Source organism: Amycolatopsis thermoflava N1165 (genome assembly GCF_000473265.1).
GTDB lineage: Bacteria > Actinomycetota > Actinomycetes > Mycobacteriales > Pseudonocardiaceae > Amycolatopsis_E > Amycolatopsis_E thermoflava.
Genome location: NZ_KI421511.1, coordinates 2,253,984 through 2,270,638 on the forward strand (window position 1 = coordinate 2,253,984; position 16,655 = coordinate 2,270,638).

19 protein-coding genes and 1 tRNA gene are annotated in these 16,655 nt (G+C 70.3%); 7 read left to right on the forward strand and 13 right to left on the reverse strand.

The genetic code is table 11. From position 1 onward, the window contains the following. Nucleotides 1–23: 23 nt before the first annotated feature. From AMYTH_RS0111160 to AMYTH_RS0111185, 6 genes are all read right to left on the reverse strand, one after another. Nucleotides 24–737 (reverse strand): ABC transporter ATP-binding protein, encoded by a 714-nt coding sequence (locus AMYTH_RS0111160; protein WP_017988045.1) that lies wholly within the window; start codon nucleotides 735–737, stop codon nucleotides 24–26. Further along, the gene (locus AMYTH_RS0111165) at nucleotides 724–1,641 is read right to left on the reverse strand and encodes an ABC transporter ATP-binding protein (RefSeq protein ID WP_027930392.1); all 918 of its coding nucleotides are present in this window, start codon (nucleotides 1,639–1,641) and stop codon (nucleotides 724–726) included. The genes AMYTH_RS0111160 and AMYTH_RS0111165 overlap by 14 nt, the downstream gene beginning before the upstream one ends. Continuing rightward, complete coding sequence (locus AMYTH_RS0111170) at nucleotides 1,638–2,750, reverse strand: branched-chain amino acid ABC transporter permease (RefSeq protein ID WP_027930393.1); 1,113 nt, start codon at nucleotides 2,748–2,750, stop codon at nucleotides 1,638–1,640. The genes AMYTH_RS0111165 and AMYTH_RS0111170 overlap by 4 nt, the downstream gene beginning before the upstream one ends. Next, nucleotides 2,747–3,742 (reverse strand): branched-chain amino acid ABC transporter permease, encoded by a 996-nt coding sequence (locus AMYTH_RS0111175; RefSeq protein ID WP_027930394.1) that lies wholly within the window; start codon nucleotides 3,740–3,742, stop codon nucleotides 2,747–2,749. The genes AMYTH_RS0111170 and AMYTH_RS0111175 overlap by 4 nt, the downstream gene beginning before the upstream one ends. Nucleotides 3,743–3,831: 89 nt before the next feature. Then, nucleotides 3,832–5,004: a branched-chain amino acid ABC transporter substrate-binding protein gene (locus AMYTH_RS0111180; protein WP_027930395.1), complete on the reverse strand. Its 1,173-nt coding sequence runs from the start codon at nucleotides 5,002–5,004 to the stop codon at nucleotides 3,832–3,834. A 314-nt stretch (nucleotides 5,005–5,318) separates the two neighbouring features. Next, a complete protein-coding gene (locus AMYTH_RS0111185; RefSeq protein ID WP_017988040.1) occupies nucleotides 5,319–5,936 on the reverse strand; it encodes an ANTAR domain-containing response regulator in 618 nt (205 codons plus the stop codon). Nucleotides 5,937–6,162: 226 nt separating this feature from the next. Here AMYTH_RS0111185 and AMYTH_RS0111190 point away from each other — a divergent pair. Further along, nucleotides 6,163–6,239 (forward strand) — tRNA-Leu (locus AMYTH_RS0111190). Nucleotides 6,240–6,338: 99 nt separating this feature from the next. Continuing rightward, nucleotides 6,339–6,545 (forward strand): RNA-binding S4 domain-containing protein, encoded by a 207-nt coding sequence (locus AMYTH_RS0111195; RefSeq protein ID WP_027930396.1) that lies wholly within the window; start codon nucleotides 6,339–6,341, stop codon nucleotides 6,543–6,545. A 170-nt stretch (nucleotides 6,546–6,715) separates the two neighbouring features. Here the strand turns inward: AMYTH_RS0111195 and AMYTH_RS0111200 are convergent, their stop codons facing one another. Together AMYTH_RS0111200 and AMYTH_RS50250 are read right to left on the reverse strand one after the other, a co-directional pair. Then, nucleotides 6,716–7,663, reverse strand: coding sequence for an NADP-dependent oxidoreductase (locus AMYTH_RS0111200; protein ID WP_027930397.1), 948 nt, complete (start codon nucleotides 7,661–7,663; stop codon nucleotides 6,716–6,718). Nucleotides 7,664–8,108: 445 nt separating this feature from the next. After that, nucleotides 8,109–8,276 (reverse strand): hypothetical protein, encoded by a 168-nt coding sequence (locus AMYTH_RS50250; RefSeq protein WP_228684713.1) that lies wholly within the window; start codon nucleotides 8,274–8,276, stop codon nucleotides 8,109–8,111. 259 nt (nucleotides 8,277–8,535) lie between these two features. On the opposite strand from AMYTH_RS50250, the gene AMYTH_RS50255 reads away from it, so the two are divergent. Then, nucleotides 8,536–8,832: a LuxR C-terminal-related transcriptional regulator gene (locus tag AMYTH_RS50255; protein ID WP_027930399.1), complete on the forward strand. Its 297-nt coding sequence runs from the start codon at nucleotides 8,536–8,538 to the stop codon at nucleotides 8,830–8,832. Here AMYTH_RS50255 and AMYTH_RS0111215 read toward each other — a convergent pair. After that, nucleotides 8,754–10,325, reverse strand: a complete 1,572-nt coding sequence (locus tag AMYTH_RS0111215; RefSeq protein ID WP_027930400.1) for an MFS transporter — start codon at nucleotides 10,323–10,325, stop codon at nucleotides 8,754–8,756. The genes AMYTH_RS50255 and AMYTH_RS0111215 overlap by 79 nt on opposite strands. A gap of 82 nt (nucleotides 10,326–10,407) precedes the next feature. Here AMYTH_RS0111215 and AMYTH_RS0111220 point away from each other — a divergent pair, with 82 nt between their 5' ends. Both AMYTH_RS0111220 and AMYTH_RS0111225 read left to right on the forward strand, forming a co-directional pair. Further along, nucleotides 10,408–10,995 carry an XRE family transcriptional regulator gene (locus AMYTH_RS0111220; protein WP_027930401.1) on the forward strand — a complete coding sequence of 196 codons (588 nt, stop codon included), beginning with the start codon at nucleotides 10,408–10,410 and terminating at the stop codon, nucleotides 10,993–10,995. Nucleotides 10,996–11,092: 97 nt separating this feature from the next. Next, nucleotides 11,093–11,953 (forward strand): class I SAM-dependent methyltransferase, encoded by an 861-nt coding sequence (locus AMYTH_RS0111225; RefSeq protein WP_027930402.1) that lies wholly within the window; start codon nucleotides 11,093–11,095, stop codon nucleotides 11,951–11,953. Between the two features lie 6 nt (nucleotides 11,954–11,959). On the opposite strand, the gene AMYTH_RS0111230 is transcribed toward AMYTH_RS0111225, so the two are convergent. Further along, complete coding sequence (locus tag AMYTH_RS0111230) at nucleotides 11,960–13,033, reverse strand: epoxide hydrolase family protein (RefSeq protein WP_051362640.1); 1,074 nt, start codon at nucleotides 13,031–13,033, stop codon at nucleotides 11,960–11,962. 42 nt (nucleotides 13,034–13,075) lie between these two features. Next, the gene (locus tag AMYTH_RS0111235) at nucleotides 13,076–14,212 is read right to left on the reverse strand and encodes an epoxide hydrolase family protein (RefSeq protein WP_157360577.1); all 1,137 of its coding nucleotides are present in this window, start codon (nucleotides 14,210–14,212) and stop codon (nucleotides 13,076–13,078) included. A gap of 88 nt (nucleotides 14,213–14,300) precedes the next feature. Here AMYTH_RS0111235 and AMYTH_RS0111240 point away from each other — a divergent pair, with 88 nt between their 5' ends. Then, complete coding sequence (locus tag AMYTH_RS0111240; RefSeq protein WP_228684715.1) at nucleotides 14,301–14,822, forward strand: CGNR zinc finger domain-containing protein; 522 nt, start codon at nucleotides 14,301–14,303, stop codon at nucleotides 14,820–14,822. 101 nt (nucleotides 14,823–14,923) lie between these two features. On the opposite strand, the gene AMYTH_RS0111245 is transcribed toward AMYTH_RS0111240, so the two are convergent. Continuing rightward, on the reverse strand, nucleotides 14,924–15,415 hold the full coding sequence (locus AMYTH_RS0111245; RefSeq protein WP_027930406.1) for a winged helix-turn-helix transcriptional regulator: 492 nt from the start codon (nucleotides 15,413–15,415) through the stop codon (nucleotides 14,924–14,926). Nucleotides 15,416–15,511: 96 nt separating this feature from the next. On the opposite strand from AMYTH_RS0111245, the gene AMYTH_RS44615 reads away from it, so the two are divergent. Next, entirely contained in the window at nucleotides 15,512–16,009 is a 498-nt protein-coding gene (locus AMYTH_RS44615; protein ID WP_037322499.1) for a tautomerase family protein, read from the forward strand. Nucleotides 16,010–16,030: 21 nt separating this feature from the next. On the opposite strand, the gene AMYTH_RS0111255 is transcribed toward AMYTH_RS44615, so the two are convergent. Beyond that, nucleotides 16,031–16,597, reverse strand: a complete 567-nt coding sequence (locus AMYTH_RS0111255; RefSeq protein WP_084022569.1) for a TetR/AcrR family transcriptional regulator — start codon at nucleotides 16,595–16,597, stop codon at nucleotides 16,031–16,033. Between the last annotated feature and the right edge of the window lie 58 nt (nucleotides 16,598–16,655).

Sequence of the window (16,655 nt, forward strand, 5' to 3'; positions counted from 1 at the left end):
CTTCTCGTTCCAGGTCCACCCGATCAGGCGACGCCCAGGTAGGCCTCCTTGATCGCGGAGTCCGCCAGCAGCTCGGTGCCGGTGCCGGTCTTGGTGATCCGGCCGGTCTCCAGCACGTACGCGCGGTGGGCGCGGGACAGCGCCTGCTGCGCGTTCTGCTCCACCAGCAGCACGGTGGTGCCCTGCTTGTTGATCTCCGTGACGATCCGGAAGATCTGCTGGATGAACTGCGGCGCGAGCCCCATCGAGGGCTCGTCGAGCAGCAGCAGCCGCGGCTTGGCCATCAGCGCCCGGCCCATCGCCAGCATCTGCTGCTCACCGCCGGACAGCGTGCCGCCGGCCTGGTTGCGCCGCTCCGCCAGCCGCGGGAACAGGTCGAACACGCGGTCCAGGTCGGGCTGCAGGTTCTTCCGGTCCTTGCGCGCGTAGGCGCCCATGTCCAGGTTCTCCGCGACCGTCATCCCCGGGAACACCCCGCGCCCCTCGGGCACCTGCGAGATGCCGCGGACGACCCGCAGGTCGGCGCGCAACTTCGTGATGTCCTCGCCGGCGAAGGTGATCCGGCCCGCCGACAGCGGGCGGATGCCGGAGATGGCGCGCATCGTGGTGCTCTTGCCCGCGCCGTTCGCGCCGATGAGGGCGACGACCTCGCCCTCGTCCACCCGCAGCGTCAGCTCCGAGACCGCCTGGATCCGGCCGTAGTGGACGGAGACCCCGTCAAGCTCAAGCAGCGTCATCGTCAGGCACTCCCAGGTAGGCGGCGATCACAGCGGGGTTCTCCCTGATCTCGGCCGGCAGTCCTTCGGCGATCTTCTTGCCGAACTCCAGAACGACGATCCGGTCGGTCACGCCCATGACGAGCTTCATGTCGTGCTCGATGAGCAGGACGGTGAAGCCGTCGTCGCGGATCTTCCGGATCAGCCCCATGAGCTCTTCCTTCTCCGCCGGGTTGAACCCGGCGGCAGGCTCGTCGAGGCACAGCAGCTTCGGCTCGGTGGCCATCGCCCGCGCGATCTCCAGGCGGCGCTGGTAGCCGTACGGGAGGTTCTTGGCCTTGTCCGCGGCCCGGTCGGCGATGCCGACGAACTCCAGCAGCGCCATCGCCCGCTCGACCGCCGTCTTCTCCTCGCGGTGGTGCCGCGGCAGCCGCAGCAGCGCGCCGATGACGCTGGTCTTGTGGCGGGCGTCGGTGCCGACCACCACGTTCTCCAGCGCGGTCATCTCGCCGAAGAGCCGGATGTTCTGGAAGGTGCGGGCGATGCCGCGCTGGGTGATCTGGTGGCGGTTGGCCTTGCCCAGCGGCTTGTCCTCCAGCAGCACCTGCCCCGACGTGGGCCGGTAGACCCCGGTCATCGCGTTGAAGCAGGTGGTCTTGCCCGCGCCGTTGGGCCCGATCAGGCCCAGGATCTCGCCGCGGCGGATGCCGAAGGACACCGAGTCCAGCGCGGTCAGTCCGCCGAACTTCAGCGTCACGTCCCGCATCTCCAGCAGGGTCTCGCCGACCTCGACCTTGATGTCGCGGTCGACGGCGACCGCCTCGGCGACCTCGGCCTCGTGCTCGGCGAGCTGCTCCGGGGTCATCCGGGCGACCTCGGCGACCAGGCCGCCCTCGACCGGGGCGTCCTCGGTGGGGTGGCTCATCGGGGACCTCCCGTCGTGTCGGCGGCCAGCGCGCTCTCCCCGCTGATCTGCTCACCGCGGCCGAGCAGCCGCTGGTAGGCCTGGCGGCCCCGGGCCAGCAGCCGCTGCCGGGCGCCGAGCAGGCCCTGCGGGCGGAAGATCATCAGGATGATCAGCGCGATGCCGAAGATGAGGTAGTTGTACTCGGCCAGCTGCACGAACCGCAGCGGCAGGTACGCCACCACGGCCGCGCCCAGCAGCACGCCCACCTTGTTGCCCGCGCCGCCGAGCACCACCGCGGCCAGGAACAGCATCGAGGTGATGACGTCGAACGACTGGTTGTTCACGAACCCGAGCTTGCCCGCGTAGAGCGCGCCGGACAGGCCGCCGATCGCGGCGCCGATGACGAACGCCCAGATCTTGAACTTGAACACCGGGACGCCCATGATCTCGGCGACGTCCTCGTCCTCGCGGATCGACACCCAGGCGCGGCCGACCCGGCTGCGTTCCAGGTTCCCGACCAGCAGCAGGACCGCGATGATGATCGTGACCGTCAGCCAGTACCAGGCGGTGGCGTTGGCGAAGAACGGCGTGCCGTTCGCATCGGTGCCGACCCGCTCGAAACCGGACTGGCCGCGCAGCGGGTCGACGTTGTCCGCCACCAGGCGGATGATCTCGCCGAACCCGAGCGTGACGATCGCCAGGTAGTCACCGCGCAGCCGCAGGGTCGGGGTGCCCAGGATGATCCCGAAGATCATCGTGACCACCATCGCCAGCGGCAGCGTCCACAGGTAGGGCAGGTGGTGCAGGCTCGAGTTCGGGCTGGTGAACAGCGCCGCGACGTAGGCGCCGACGGCGAAGAACCCGACGTAGCCCAGGTCCAGCAGGCCGGCCTGGCCGACCACCACGTTGAGCCCGATCGCGACCAGCGCGTAGCGGGCCACGTCGAACATCGCGGTCGGGAAGTCGGTGCCGGTCGTCGCGATCAGCGGCGGGTTGAGCACCGGCAGGAAGTAGATCAGCACCACGACCGGGATGAGGAACGCCCACTGGGCCGGCCGGGACAGGTTGTTCCACTGCTCGCGGATGGAGCGGCGCTTCGAGGGCGCGCTCACGGTCTGGGTCGTCATACGCGTGCCTTCCCGAGGGACTCGCCGAGGATGCCGGTGGGACGGAACATCAGGACGACGATCAGCACGACGAACGCCACGATGTCCTTCCACTCGCCGCCGAACAGCGACTGGCCGTAGTTCTCCACGAGACCGAGCAGGAACCCGCCGAGCAGCGCGCCCCGCAGGTTGCCGATCCCGCCGAGCACCGCGGCGGTGAACGCCTTGATGCCGAGCAGGAAGCCACCGTTGTAGATGGCGCCCTGCGGGATCCGCATCATGTAGAACAGCGCGGCGGCGCCGGCGAGCAGCCCGCCGACCAGGAACGTGATGACGATGACCCGTTCCTTGTTGACGCCCATCAGCGTGGCGGTGTCCGGGTCCTGGGCCACCGCGCGGATGCCGCGGCCCAGCCGGGTCCGGTTCACGAAGTAGTCGGCCACGAACCACAGCAGCACGGCGGCCACGAACAGGATGACGTGGATGTTGGTGACCGTGGCGCCGAAGAGCTTGAACAGCGGTTCCGGCTGCAGCAGCCGGATCTGGGGCTGCTGGTTGAGGCCGAAGATCAGGCGCAGGGTCTGCTGGATGGCGAACGAGGCGCCGATCGCGGTGATCAGGAAGACCAGGCGCGGCGCGTTGCGCTTTCTCAGCGGACGATAGGCCACGCGTTCCAGCAGCACCGCGGTGCCGCCGGAGACCGCCATCGCGGCGAGGCAGGCGATGGCGAGGAAGAGGATGATCTCGAAGACCGAGAGGACCGGCGTGGCGCCGGACCGGAAACCGAGGCCGTAGAACGTCAGCCAGGTCGCGAACGCGCCGACGACGAAGACCTCGGAGTGCGCGAAGTTGATGAGCTTGAGCACGCCGTAGACGAGCGTGTAGCCCAGCGCCACCAGTGCGTAGATGCCGCCGAGCGCGAGGCCGTCGACGGTGTTGTTCCAGAACTGCTCCGCCAGGCCGGCCACGTCGAAGGAGATCCATGGCTCGGACTGCGCGAGGAATGGGGTCATCGCGGGGTGCAAGGGTTCACTCTATTCCCGGGTATGGATCGGGCATGCACGCGACGATCGGCCGCGTGCATGCCCGATAGGTCAGGTCGTTAGCTGATCTGGCCGTTGTTGACGATCTTTCCGTTCTCGACGCGGTAGCTCCAGACCGGGGTGTCCGAGAGCTCGCCCTTGTCGTTCCACTTGAACTTCTTCGTCAAGCCCTGACCGTCGTAGTTCTTGACGTAGTTCAGCATCGCCGCGCGGTCCTTGATGCCGCTGTCGATACCCTTGAGCAGAATGGTGGTGACGTCGTAACCCTCGGGCGAGTAGGTGCCCGGGTCGGCGCCCTCGACCGACTTGAACGCCGCGGTGAAGTCCTTGAAGTTGTCCTCCGGGACGCACGGGCAGGTGAAGTAGGCGTTGGTCGCACCGCCGCCGGCGCCCTTGAGGAACTCGTTGTCCTTCACGCCGTCCGGCCCGACGAACTTGGCGGTGACGCCCTTGTCGTTCAGCTGCTGCGCGAACGGGCCGGCCTCGGGGTAGTAGCCGGAGTAGAAGATGGCGTCCGGGTTCTCGGTGGAGATCTTGTTGACCACCGCGGAGAAGTCGGTCTGGCCGGTCTTCACCTTGTCGGTGCAGGAGGCCTTGGAGCCGAGCGCCTGCTTGACGGCGTTGGACAGGCCGATGCCGTACTCGGAGTCGTCCTCGATCACGCAGACCTTGTTGGCCTTGAGCGTGTCGGTGAGGAACTTGGCCGCGGCCGGGCCCTGGACCGAGTCGTTGCCCATGCCGCGGAAGAAGGTCTTCCAGCCGTTGTCGGCCAGCGCCGGGTTGGTCGCCGACGGGCTGATCGTGACCAGGCCTGCCTGGTTGAACAGGTTGCCCGCGGCCTTCGACTCACCGGAGAAGGGCAGGCCGACGACGCCGATGATGTCGGCCTCGTTGATGACCTGGGTGACGATGCCCGGGGCCTTGTCCGGCTTGCCCTCGGTGTCGAACTGCTTCAGCGTGACCTGGCAGTTCGGGTTGGCCTCGTTGTGCTGCTTCACCGCGAGGTCGGCGCCGCGAAGGATGTTCTGGCCGAGCGCCGCGCTGGCGCCGTTGATGGTGCCCGCGTACGCGATCGAGACTCCCGAGCACACCGCCTTGCCGTCGCCGCGCGGGTTGGCCGCGTCGGCCGCCTGCGAAGGCGCCGCCGCCGAGCCCGTGGTGTTGCCCGACGTGCTCCCCTCGTCACGCGCCGCGCACGCACCCAGCGCCAGCGTTGCTGCCGCCGCCAGCACGAGAACTCGCGTGAGTCGTGCTCCTGACACTCGTTCCTCCAATATCCAGCCGGCCGCGGACTGCGGCCGTCCCGGGATGGGACCTATCGGGCGCTGAACGTAGCCGCCCGGTGAGGTCAAGCACAGCGGTACGCGCTGTCTTGTTTCCACATCGTGACGGGGGTCACTATAGTTCACGCATGATTTACACCCGGTTGCCGCATTGCAACAACCGGGTGATAACAACCAGTGACCTTTTGCTCAGATGAGCAGCGCCGTCACGCCCTCATTGGAGTGATGTCGGAGCGTTTGACCTCCCACGCGATCGCGCGGGGTTACTTCTGACCGATACTCTCGACGACCGCCTGGGCGACGGCCTTCATGGTCGTGCGCCGGTCCATGGCGGTGCGCTGGATCCACCGGAACGCGTCCGGCTCGGTCAGCCCCTGGTGGGTCATCAGCAGGCCCTTGGCCCGGTCGATGACCTTGCGGGTCTCCAGCCGGTCGGACAGGCTGGCGACCTCGGCCTCCAGTGCCTGCATCTCCGAGAACCGGCTCACGGCCAGCTCGATCGCGGGAACGAGGTCCCGCTTGTTGAACGGCTTGACCAGGTACGCCATCGTGCCCGCGTCGCGGGCGCGCTCGACCAGCTCGCGCTGGCTGAACGCGGTCAGGATGACCACGGGGGCGATGCGGTCGGTGGTGATCTGGGACGCCGCCTCGATGCCGTCCAGCTTGGGCATCTTGACGTCCAGGATCACCAGGTCGGGCTTGAGCTCGGCTGCCAGCTTGATGGCCTCTTCGCCGTCGCCCGCCTCGCCGACCACCTGGTATCCCTCTTCGCGCAACATCTCGACGAGGTCAAGCCGGATCAGTGCTTCGTCTTCGGCGACGAGCACCCGACGCTGCGGAGCGGTGGCCACACCGCTGGCCTCGGTAGCCTCTTCGGTCACCGGGGTCCTCCTGCGTGCTCGACGGAATGTGGAATGCGGCTAACCGCAGGACGAGCCTACCCGGAACGATCCAGTCGGTGGATGACGCGGACCACGTGGTGAGCATGGTGTTCACCACGTCGTGGCACGGCGTGTCGCGTTGATCGGCTCCCGTGTGACCGGTCGTCACGCAGGGCTACCCCCACTGCCGGGGCAGCAGGCGGGGCGCGTAAAGTCTGGCTGCGCCGCCCCCGTAGCCCAACTGGCAGAGGCAACGGATTCAAAACCCGTCCAGTGTGAGTTCGAATCTCACCGGGGGCACCATCCTTTACATGCGACGCTCGGCCACCGGGAAGCGTGACCGTGAAGGCCGTCGCTGGCGTGCGCCGCCCTGGGACCGAGGCCGTCCGGGACAATGGTGGTATGCGCGAGATCGCCACCAGTGATGGGTCCATCCGGCTCGGTCAGTTCCTCAAGCTCGCCAACGTGGTCGAGTCCGGGTCCGACGCCCGGGCGCTCCTGGAGGACGGGCAGGTCCAGGTCAACGGCGAGGTCGAGGAGCGCCGGGGACGGCAGCTGCGGCGCGGCGACGTCGTGACCGTCGGCGGCGCCGAACTGCGCGTGGGATAGGCGAGCACAGAGCTCGCCGATCCGCGCCGCAGCCGTGGAAGAACAGCACGGCAAGCCCCGCCCGTCCTTGCGGTACCACCGCATCGCGATCCGACCGCTGTCGTCCGCCGTGGCGTCCACTGGTGTGACCTCGACTGAGCCGTTCGCATTGTCGTGCTCGGGAGGGGACGTCAGGCGGCGGACGAGACGACGACAACGACCTTGCCGCGCACCGCGCCCTCGGCGGCCCGGGCGTGCAGCGCAGGCAGCTCGGCCAGGGGCACCCGCTCGGCGACGTCGACGCGCAGCTCGCCGCGGTCGACCAGCGTCACCAGCGACGCCAGTTGTTCCGCGTCGCTGCGGACGAAGAGGTCGATGCCGCGCACGCCGCGCTCCTCGTCGCTCGGCGCGGGCATCCACACCGTCGTATTGACCAGGACCCCACCCGGCCGGACCAGGGTGACCAGTGCGGCGAGTGCGTCCGGGTCGACCGGGGCGAGGTTCAGCACGACGTCGACCGGCTCGGTCACCGCGTCCGTCACGCTCGTGGTGGTGTGGTCGATGACCTCGTGCGCGCCGGCGGCCTTGACCGCCTCGCTGCTGCGCCCGCTGGCGGTGGCGACGACATGCGCTCCGGCGCCGCTGGCCAGCTGCACGGCGTAACCGCCGACCGCTCCCCCGGCACCGTTGATCAGCACGCGCTGCCCGGCCACCAGCTTGCCGTGATCGAACAACGCCTGCCGGGCGGTCAGCGCCACCACCGGCATCGCCGCAGCGTCAGCCAGCGGGACACTCGTCGGCGCCGGCGTCAGGACCTCCGCCGGGGCTAGCACGTACTCCGCAGCCGCACCCGGCTTGTCCATCGGCAGGAAACCGATGACCTGGTCGCCGACCGCGAGGCCGTCGACGCCTTCGCCCAGCGCGTCGACCGTGCCGGCGACGTCGAGGCCGGGGGTGTGCGGCAGCCGCACCGGGATGGGCCCCTGCATGAAGCCACCGCGGATGTTGCCGTCGACGGAGTTGAACGACGTCGCCGCCACCCGGACCCGGACCTGCCCGGCCGCGGGAACCGGCAGGTCCACGTCCTCGTAACGCAGGACGCCGGGGTCGCCGTACTCGTGGAAACGCACTGCCTTCATCGGGGTTCTCCCTTTCGATCGTCTTGCTTCGACTTCGAAGCAACTGGAAGCGACGGTACTCCCGCTTCGAATTCGAAGCAAGTGATGTGGCTCACCGGGAGCCGGCGGTCACGGGATCAGCAGCAGTTTCCCGGTCGTCGCGCGCGATTTGATGTCCGCGCGCGCGCCCGCGCCGCCTCGGCGAGCGGGTAGCGGCCGCCGATCCGCACTGTCAACTCTCCTTTGTGGACCGTCGCGAACAGCTCGGCCGCGTGTTCGAGGAGCTCTTCGCGCGGGCGGATGTGGTCCGGAGGGTGCCGTAGGTGAGCCGGGTGTTGCGCGCGATCTCGTTCATCGCGATGGTCGGCACGTCGCCGATCAGCGGTCCGCAGAACACCAGCGTGCCGTGTGTGCGAAGCACCTTCAGCTGACCACTACCGCTTTCATGCGAGGACATGCGACTCGATCACGCCGGGTACGTCGCGGCGATCCAGTGGAGCGCCACCACGCCGGGCGAAGCGGAGGCGGGCCTGCGCCTGCTGGCGCGGCTGCGGTACCACTGGTTGTCCGGCGGGCTGCTCGCCGAGGGGCGGATGCGGATCGAGGCCTTGCTCGCGCAAGCTCCCGCGCCCACCGCGGGGCGGGACGACTGCGTGTGGGGCCTGACGTGGATCTCGCTGCTGCACCCTGTGGGCGGGAGGCGTCGCGCAATGGCGGCTGGGACGCCTCGACGAGGCCGAACAATCGGCGCGTGCGGTGCTGCGACTGCAGCGTGCTCTGTCCGACGGCATCTGCGTCGCCCTCACCACGCACCTGCTGGCCTGCGTGGCGCACGACCGGCGCCAGGTCGAACGGGCACCCAGCGGCACACTCCGCAGCCGCGGTCTTCCCCGGTGCCGGAGAGCCTTCCCGCATCGGGCCCGTTCGCGGACCTGCACGCCGTGATCACGCTCGGGCTGGGCGTCGAGCGGGACCTGACCAAGGTGGACGGCGTGCCGCAAGCCCTGACCAAGCGGGAACTCGAGGTGGCCGCCCTCGTCGAGAACGGCCTGTCGAACCGGAAGATCGCGGAGCGGCTGGTCATCGCGAAACGCACCGCGGACGGGCGCGGTCACCGGGCTGATCCCGCCCGGCTGGACGCGGCGGTATCGGCCGCGGGGCGACTCCGGGGGCCCCGCACGGCGACGTAGGCGGCCAGCACCGCCATGACGGCCGCGCCCGCCCACATCGCGTGCTGCCAACCGGCCACAAAGGACTCCCGGGCGGCGTGGACGATCTGCGCGGCGTGCGAGCCGGTGCTGCCCGAGACTTCGATCGCGTTGGCGACGCCTTCCCTGGCGACGTCCGCCGCCTCCCGGGGCACACCGGACAGCATGCCGTCGATCGAACCGCGGTAGCCGGCGGACAGGAGCGCGCCCAGGAGGGCGACACCCAGCGCGGTGCCGAACTCGCGGGTGATGTCGTTGAGCGCGGAGGCGACCCCCTGCTTGTCCCGCGGCAAGGAGCCGGTGACGGCCTCCGTGGACGGCGTCATCGCCAGCCCCATGCCGAGGCCCATGGCGACCAGCCCCGGCAGGATCGACAGGTAGCCGCCCGCCACCGAGACGAACAGCCCCATGGACACCAGTCCCACGCCGGCCAGCGCGACGCCGGTGGTCATCGTCGCGCGGGAGCCGATGCGCCCGGCCAGCCTGGCCGCGAGACCGGAAGCCAGCATCATCGAAACCGCCATGGGCATCAGGGCCGCCGTCGACACCAGTCCGGACCACCCGAGCACGGCCTGAAAGAACGGGAACAGCACCACTGCGATACCGGCCTGGACACCGAAGACCACGAGCAACGTGAGCGAACCGCCCATCAGGCCGCGTTCGGCGAACATCCGCACGTCCAGCAGCGCCGCGTCGCGGCGGCGCAGTTCCCAGACCACGAAACCGACGCCGGCGACGAGGCCGGCGGCGACGCTGATCACCGTCACGGGGGCGGTCCAGCCGCGAACGGGTCCCTCTTGCAGCACGAAGATGAGGCCGACGACGGCGACGGCGGACAGCAGCGCGCCGACCGCGTCGAAGGGGTGAGCCGAGCGCTCGCGGGAGTTGGGCACCGACCTCACCGTCGTCACGAGCGCCACGACGATCAGCGCGGCCGGGAGCGCGAACAGCCAGCGCCAGTCGGCGACGTCGACCAGCAGCGCGGAGAGGAACATGCCGAGGATGCCGCCGCCGCCCGCGACGGCCGTCCACACGCCGATGGCTTTGCCGCGCTGTTCCTCGGGAAAGGTGGAGGTGATGACGGCCAGCGTGATCGGCATGATCATCGCGGCGCCGGCGCCGCTCACCACGCGGGCGGCGATCATGACCTCCGCCGTCGGGGACACTGCCGCCACCACGTTCGCGACGCCGAACAACGCAACCCCGGCGGTCAGCACGGGCTTGCGGCCCACGCGGTCACCGATCGCGCCGAACGGCAGCAGCAGCGCGGCCAGGGTCAGGGTGTAGACGTTGATGATCCACAGAACCGTGCCGAGCGAGGCTCCGAACTCGACGGCCAGGTGGGTCTGCGCGACGCCGAGGCCGGAAACCGAGGCGACGACGGCCATCAACGAGGTGGACACGGAGATGAGGATGGTGCGCAGCCGGCGCGCGTCCGGTGTGGCAGCCCCCTGCGCGGGCTGGTTGGTGCTCATGGGTTCCTCTCGGAAGGGCGTGGGAGTTCACGACTGCCGCGAGGGTAAGCACGAGTTGCCGGGCTGGCATTTCATCTTGCCTATGAAGCAAGAAGAAGGAGCGCTGGACAGCCTCGTGCGCAAACGGATCCGGGCGCTGCGGGTCGCCCAAGGCCTGTCCCTCGAGGAACTGGCCGCCCGGGTCCACCTGGGACAGTCCTCGCTGAGCCGCATCGAAAACGGCCAGCGCCGCCTCGCGCTGGACCAGCTCGTCGCACTGGCCCGCGCCCTGGACACCACCCTCGACCAGCTGGTCGAGAACACCGTGGACGACGTCGTCATCAGCCCGATGAACCACGGCCCGCACGGGCTGAGCTGGCCGATGAAGGGCGATCCCGGCATGACCGTCATGCGCAGGCGGTTCACCGACCCGCCGCCGGACAACCCCGCCAAGATGCGTGCCCACCCCGGCCGGGAATGGCTCGTCGTGCTGTCCGGCACCGCCACGTTGTTGCTGGGGGACCGCAGCTTCCGCGTCGACACGAACCGCGCCGCCGAGTTCCCGACCATGACGCCGCACGCCATCGGCGCCCGTGGCCGCCCGTGCGAGGTCATGTTCATCTACGACCGCGACGCTCGCCGCGGACATCGCGAAAACGAGACCGACGACGACGGGAACAACGGCTCATGACGGCGGCGATTTGCGTCCGGGGCATCGCGGGAGCCGACTTCCTTGCGCAATCGGCAACGGAGTGAGCAGACCAGCGCAACGCTCTTATCGTGGCGGCATGACGCGTGCGCATGCCCAGCACCACAGCCACGATCACGACCACCACGACGCGGACAGCGCGCAGGCGGAGATCCTCGAACTGGACGCGGAAGCCCTCGCCGAGCACACCACCGGCATCATCCGGTGGCTGCCCCTGCACGGCAGCCCGCGCCAGATCGTCGACCTCGCCGCGGGCACCGGAGCCGGCACGTTCGCCCTTCTCGGCCAGTTCCCCGAGGCCCATGTCACGGCCGTGGACAGCTCGCCCGGCCACATGCGGCGGCTCAGCGAGAAGGCGTGCGCCCGCGGGGTCGACGGACATGTGCGCACGGTGCTCGCCGACCTCGACGAGGCCAGCTGGCCCGACCTCGGCACCCCGGACCTGGTGTGGGCCTCGGGCTCCGTGCACCACCTGGCGGATCCCGGCCGCGCCCTGCGCGCTGTCCACGACCTGCTCGCGCCCGGCGGCCTGTTCGTCGTGGTCGAGATGGCCGGCCTGCCGCGCTTCCTGCCCGGGACCGCACCCGCCGAGCGGCCCGGCTTGGAGGACCGCGTCCACGCCGCCGGCGACCGGCTCCACGCCCGGCACCTCCCCCACCGCGGCGCGGACTGGGGGCCGGAACTCACCGCCGCCGGGTTCGTGGTGGAAGGCGAGCTCGCCCTCGACGTGAACATCGAGGGCGCCGGCAACCCGGCGGTCGGCCAGTACGCCCTCCGTGCGCTGCAACGCGTTCGGGGCGCGGTCGCGGCCGAGCTCGACAGCGCGGACCTCGCCGCGCTGGACCGGCTGCTCGACGTCGACGGCCCGCACAGCCTGCTGCGGCGGCACGACCTCGCGGTCCGCACCAGGCGTTCCGTCTGGGCCGCCCGCCGCACCTGAGGACGCTCAGACGAGGGACACGGCGGCGCGAACGCCCGCGACGTACTGCTCCGGGCATTCCCACGCGCCGAAGTGCCCGCCGCGGCGCTCCTCGACCCACGACCGGATGTCGAAGAACCGGGCCGCGAATTCCCGTGGCGCGTTGACGAGGTCCTTGGGGAAGATCGTGAACGCCGTGGGCGCGACGATCGGTCCCGGCCCGGGCCCGGCCTCCGCGTACGGGGTGAACGAGGTGCCGATCGAGCCGGTGACCCAGTACGCCGTGATCCAGGTCAGCAGGTCGTCGCGGGTGAACACCGTGGTGACGTCGCCCCCGCAGTCGGTCCAGGTGCGCAGTTTCTCCAGCAGCCACGCGGCGAGCCCGGCGGGCGAGTCGCCGAGCCCCACCGCGAGGGTGTGCGGCTTGGTCGCCTGCTCCCGCATGTAGCCGCCTTCCTGGCGTTGCCAGCGGTGCCCGGACCGCACGTAGGCCTGCTCGACGGGCGAGAGGTCCGCCGGCGGATCGACCAGGAACCGGTACTGCGACACATCGGTCAGGTGGAGTGCGGCGACTCTGGCCGGGTACGCCGCGGCGAGCACCTCGGCGACATCGCAGCCGACGTCGCCCGCGGACACCACGTACCGGTCGTAGCCCAGCTCGGCGAGGGCGGCGGCCACCGTTTCGGCCATCGCCGCGGCCGACATGCCCCCGCGCGCCACCGGGGCGGCGAACGGGAAACCCGGCAGTGCGGGGACGACCACGTTCAGATCCGCCAGGAGTGGCAGGACCTTCTCGAACCGCAGGACCGAGTCCGGCCAGCCGTGCAGCAGGACGACCGGAACGCCGGGAGCCGCTCCGCGCTGGTGGATCAGCCGGAGCCCGCCGGCCAGTGTCCACGGCAGTGCGCGAATCCGTTCTTCGTGCACGCGCCAGTCGTAGTGGTCCGCCCAGTGGGCGACGAGTTCGGCCAGGAAGTCGCCGTCGACACCGCGTTCCCACCCGAATCCCGGGGGCAGCGCCACCCGGCGGTAGGCCCGTAACCGGGCACGCAGATCCTGCAGCACCGGCGCCGGAACGGCTTCGGGGATCGCATCAGGCATGGAGTTCTCCGTTCTGGGGCGCTCCGGTGTGGACGGACGTGCTCACCTCAGCGAGCCGAAGAAGGCGGTGATGTCGTCGGCCAGCAGATCCGGTTCCTCGTAGGCGGCGAAGTGGCCGCCGCGGGGCATCTCGGTGTAGCGGGTGACGTGGTAGACGCGTTCCACCCAGCTGCGGGGCTGCCGTCCGCCGATGTCGGCGGGGAACAACGCCAGCGCGGTCGGCACCTCGACCCGTTCGACGGGCGGGACCAGCTGGTGGTGGCGCTCGTAGTACGGGCGGAACGAGGTCGAGATCGTGTTGGTGAACCAGTACAACGAGGCCTGCGTGAGGAGGAAGTCGTCACTGAACCGGTTGGCCAGGACGCCGTCGCAGTCGCTCCAGGCGCGGTACTTCTCAAGGATCCAGGCGAGCAGCCCGGACGGGGAATCCGACAGCCCCTGGGCGAGGGTCAGCGGACGGGTCTGCTGCTGGTGCGAGTACCCGCGCTCGGCGACCTCCCATGCGTGCTCGGCCGCCAGGTAGGTCCGTTCCTCCTCGCTCAGCCCGGCCACGTCGTAGCCGGCGGGGTTCGCGGCGTCCTGCAGGTAAAGTCCGAGCAGCGCGTCGGGATGCGCCTGCGCCAGCCGGCTCACATCCCCGGCGCCGATGTCGGACCCGTGCGCGCCGTAGCGGTCGAACCCCAGCTCCTCGGTCATGAGCCGATGCCACAGGTCGTGCGTGTGCATGCCCTCGGCGAGCGCCGGGCGTTGCGGAGACAGCCCGAACCCCGGCAGCGACGGGACGACGACGGTGCAGGCGGTCCGCGGGTCGCGCCCGAAACGCGACGGGGCCGACAGCCGCTCCGCCAGGCCGACGAGCTCGAGGAACGAACTGGGCCAGCCGTTGGCCAGCAGGATCGCTCGTGTTCCGCCGTTCTCGGCGCCGAAGTACAGGTAGTGCACGACCGTGCCGCCGATCTCGGCGAACCGGTGTGGCAGGGCGTTGATCGCGGTTTCGTGCTTGCGCCAGTCGTAGGCCGAGGCCCAGTAGCCGGTCAGGCGGCGAAGCTCGTCGCCGTCCGTGCCCGCCGCCCAGGGTTCGGCCGGCCACGGTCGCGCCCACCGGGTGCGGCGCAACCGTTCTCGCAGGTCCTCCAGGTCAGCGTCGGGAACATCGAGCACCGCGCGCGTGCCGGCCATCGCTCTCTCCTTCATCTGCGACACCAGCCAAAGCTAACAGTGGTGTCGCCAACCAGCAACACCACTGTCGTGCGATGATGGTGTCGTGGTGGCGCTGCAGGTGATCGAAGACTTCCTCAACACCGTGGACGAGCGCACGTTCAAGCGGCACGGGGAGAGTCATGTGCCCGGCGAGCGGCTGACCTCTCCGCAGGCCCTCGCGGACTGGCTGACTGCCCGGAGGCTGCCCTTCGGTGACACCCCGCCGCGTGCGTCGGACGTGGCAGCCGCCGTCGCCCTGCGCACGGCGCTCCGGAAGGCGCTCGTCGCTGACACCTCGGCCGCCGCGGCATTGCAGGACCACCCGTTGCGGCTCGCACCGGACCACTCCGGCGGGATGCGCCTCGTCGCGACCTCCGGCCCGGCCTGGCTGAACACCATCGTCGAGACCGTGGCGGGCAGTGTGGCCAGGGGCGAGTGGGCGCGCATCAAGCTCTGCGCCGCACCCGACTGCCGGTGGGCGTTCTACGACGTCTCACGCAACGGCCGTGGCCGCTGGTGCGCGATGGAGGTCTGCGGAAACCGCCACAAGACCCGCACCTACCGCTCGCGCCGCAACCGCGACGCGTGAAGCCGGTCGGCGCCGGCGCGCCGGCGGATCGTCGCGGGGTTCGGCCGGCCCGCGCCGGGACCCCACCCGCGATATGAGCTGCTGAGTTCGGTCCTGGAACCTCAGGAGTTTTCCACGAAGCGCGCGCCCGGCCCGGGCGTGCGGCAGACGTCTTCCGGGGCGAGGTGGCTGTGCCCCGCAGCGCACTCGAGGACGACCTTGACCGGCTCGTCGCAGGGGCTGCCATCGTCGACGGGCCGGTGCCGGACGATGACCGACGGTCCCTCCGGATCGGCGAGGTACCTGTCGCCCCATTCCAGGAGCGCCACGAGCGTGGGCCGCAACGCCCGGCCCTGCTCGGTGAGCTCGTAGGCGAAACGCTGCCGATCCCCGGGCTCCTGATACGGCACGCGGCGCATCACCCCAGCTGTCACCAAGGTCTCGAGCCGCGTCGCCAGGAGATTTCTGGCGATCCCGAGGCGGGAGTGGAACTCGCCGAACCGGCGCGCGCCGTCCAGCGCTTCCCGAACGATCAACAGCGACCAGCGCTCCCCCACCACCGAGAGGGCGCGCGCCACCGAGCAGTTCACCGGGTCGATCCGCCGCGTCTCCATGGGGCGAGTGTACCCATCTGAGTTTACAAGCTGTACTCAGCTCGGCTAGGCTCTCCGACCTGAGTTGAAAAACTAAACTCAAGAAGGAGATCGACCGTGCCCATGCTCGACGTCTACATTCCCGACGGCGCGCTCCAACCGGACGCCGAGGCGGCGCTGCTGAACCGCATCACCGAGATCCTCGTCCGCAACGAGGGATTCGACCCCGCCGACCCGGTGAGCCGTTCCGTCTCCTGGCTCTGGCTGCACCGGCCGGCCGGCGTCTACGTCGGCGGAGAACCCGCGGACGCACCTCGCTACAAGATCGTCCCGTCCGTCCCCGAGGGCCAGCTCGACGAGCAGAAGCGTGCGAGCGTCATCGCCGAGGTCACCGAGGCGATCCTCGACGCGGAGAACGGCGCCTGGCCGCGTGACCCCAGCCGGATCTGGGTGTTCCCCACCGAGATCCCCGAAGGTCACTGGGGCGGCTGGGGCCAGATCAGGCCGCTCGCAGCGATCCTCGCCCGGCTCACCGGCGGCGACACCAAGCGGGCCCGTGCGCTCGCGCGTGAGCGGATCGCTGCCACCCGAGCCGAACACGCCCGCCTGCCCTGAATTCGTCAGCCACCCGGGCAGCTAACGCATGCCGGCGAGCAGCAGCTCCGTCAGGCGGCGGATGGCCACCGGCGCCCGGTCCGGTGGCAGGCCCCGCAGCGACGCGATCGCCATCAACCCCACCCGCACGTCCTCGGGGGCGAGGTCGCGCCGCACGGCGCCGGTGGCCCTGGCGCGGCGCACGAGCGCGTCCAGCGCGCGGGTGTGCTCGCGCCGCTCCTCGGCGAACGCCTCCGCCTCCGGGTGCGAGCCGAGCAGGACGTCGTTGAGGCCACGGTCCCGCACCTGACGCTCGCCGAACCGGCGGACGATCGCGCTCAGCGCCCGCCACGGGTCCGGGTCGGCGAGCGCGGTCCGCACGTCCTCGCGGCAGGCGGCGACCTGCTCGGCCAGCACCGCGTCGAGGAGGTCGGGTCGCGCCGGGAAGTGCCGGTACAGCGTCGCAGCCCCGACACCGGCCCGGCGCGCGATCTCGCGCATCGGCAGCCCGATCCCCTCCGCGGCGAACCCACGGCGCGCGACCTCCACGATGCGCCTGCGGTTGCGCTCGCTGTCCGCCCTGGCCTTCCGCGTCACTCCGGCCCCCACGTGTCGCACCTCCGCACGATCCGGAACACCCGTTCCCCTTCAACGCCGACGGTACGCC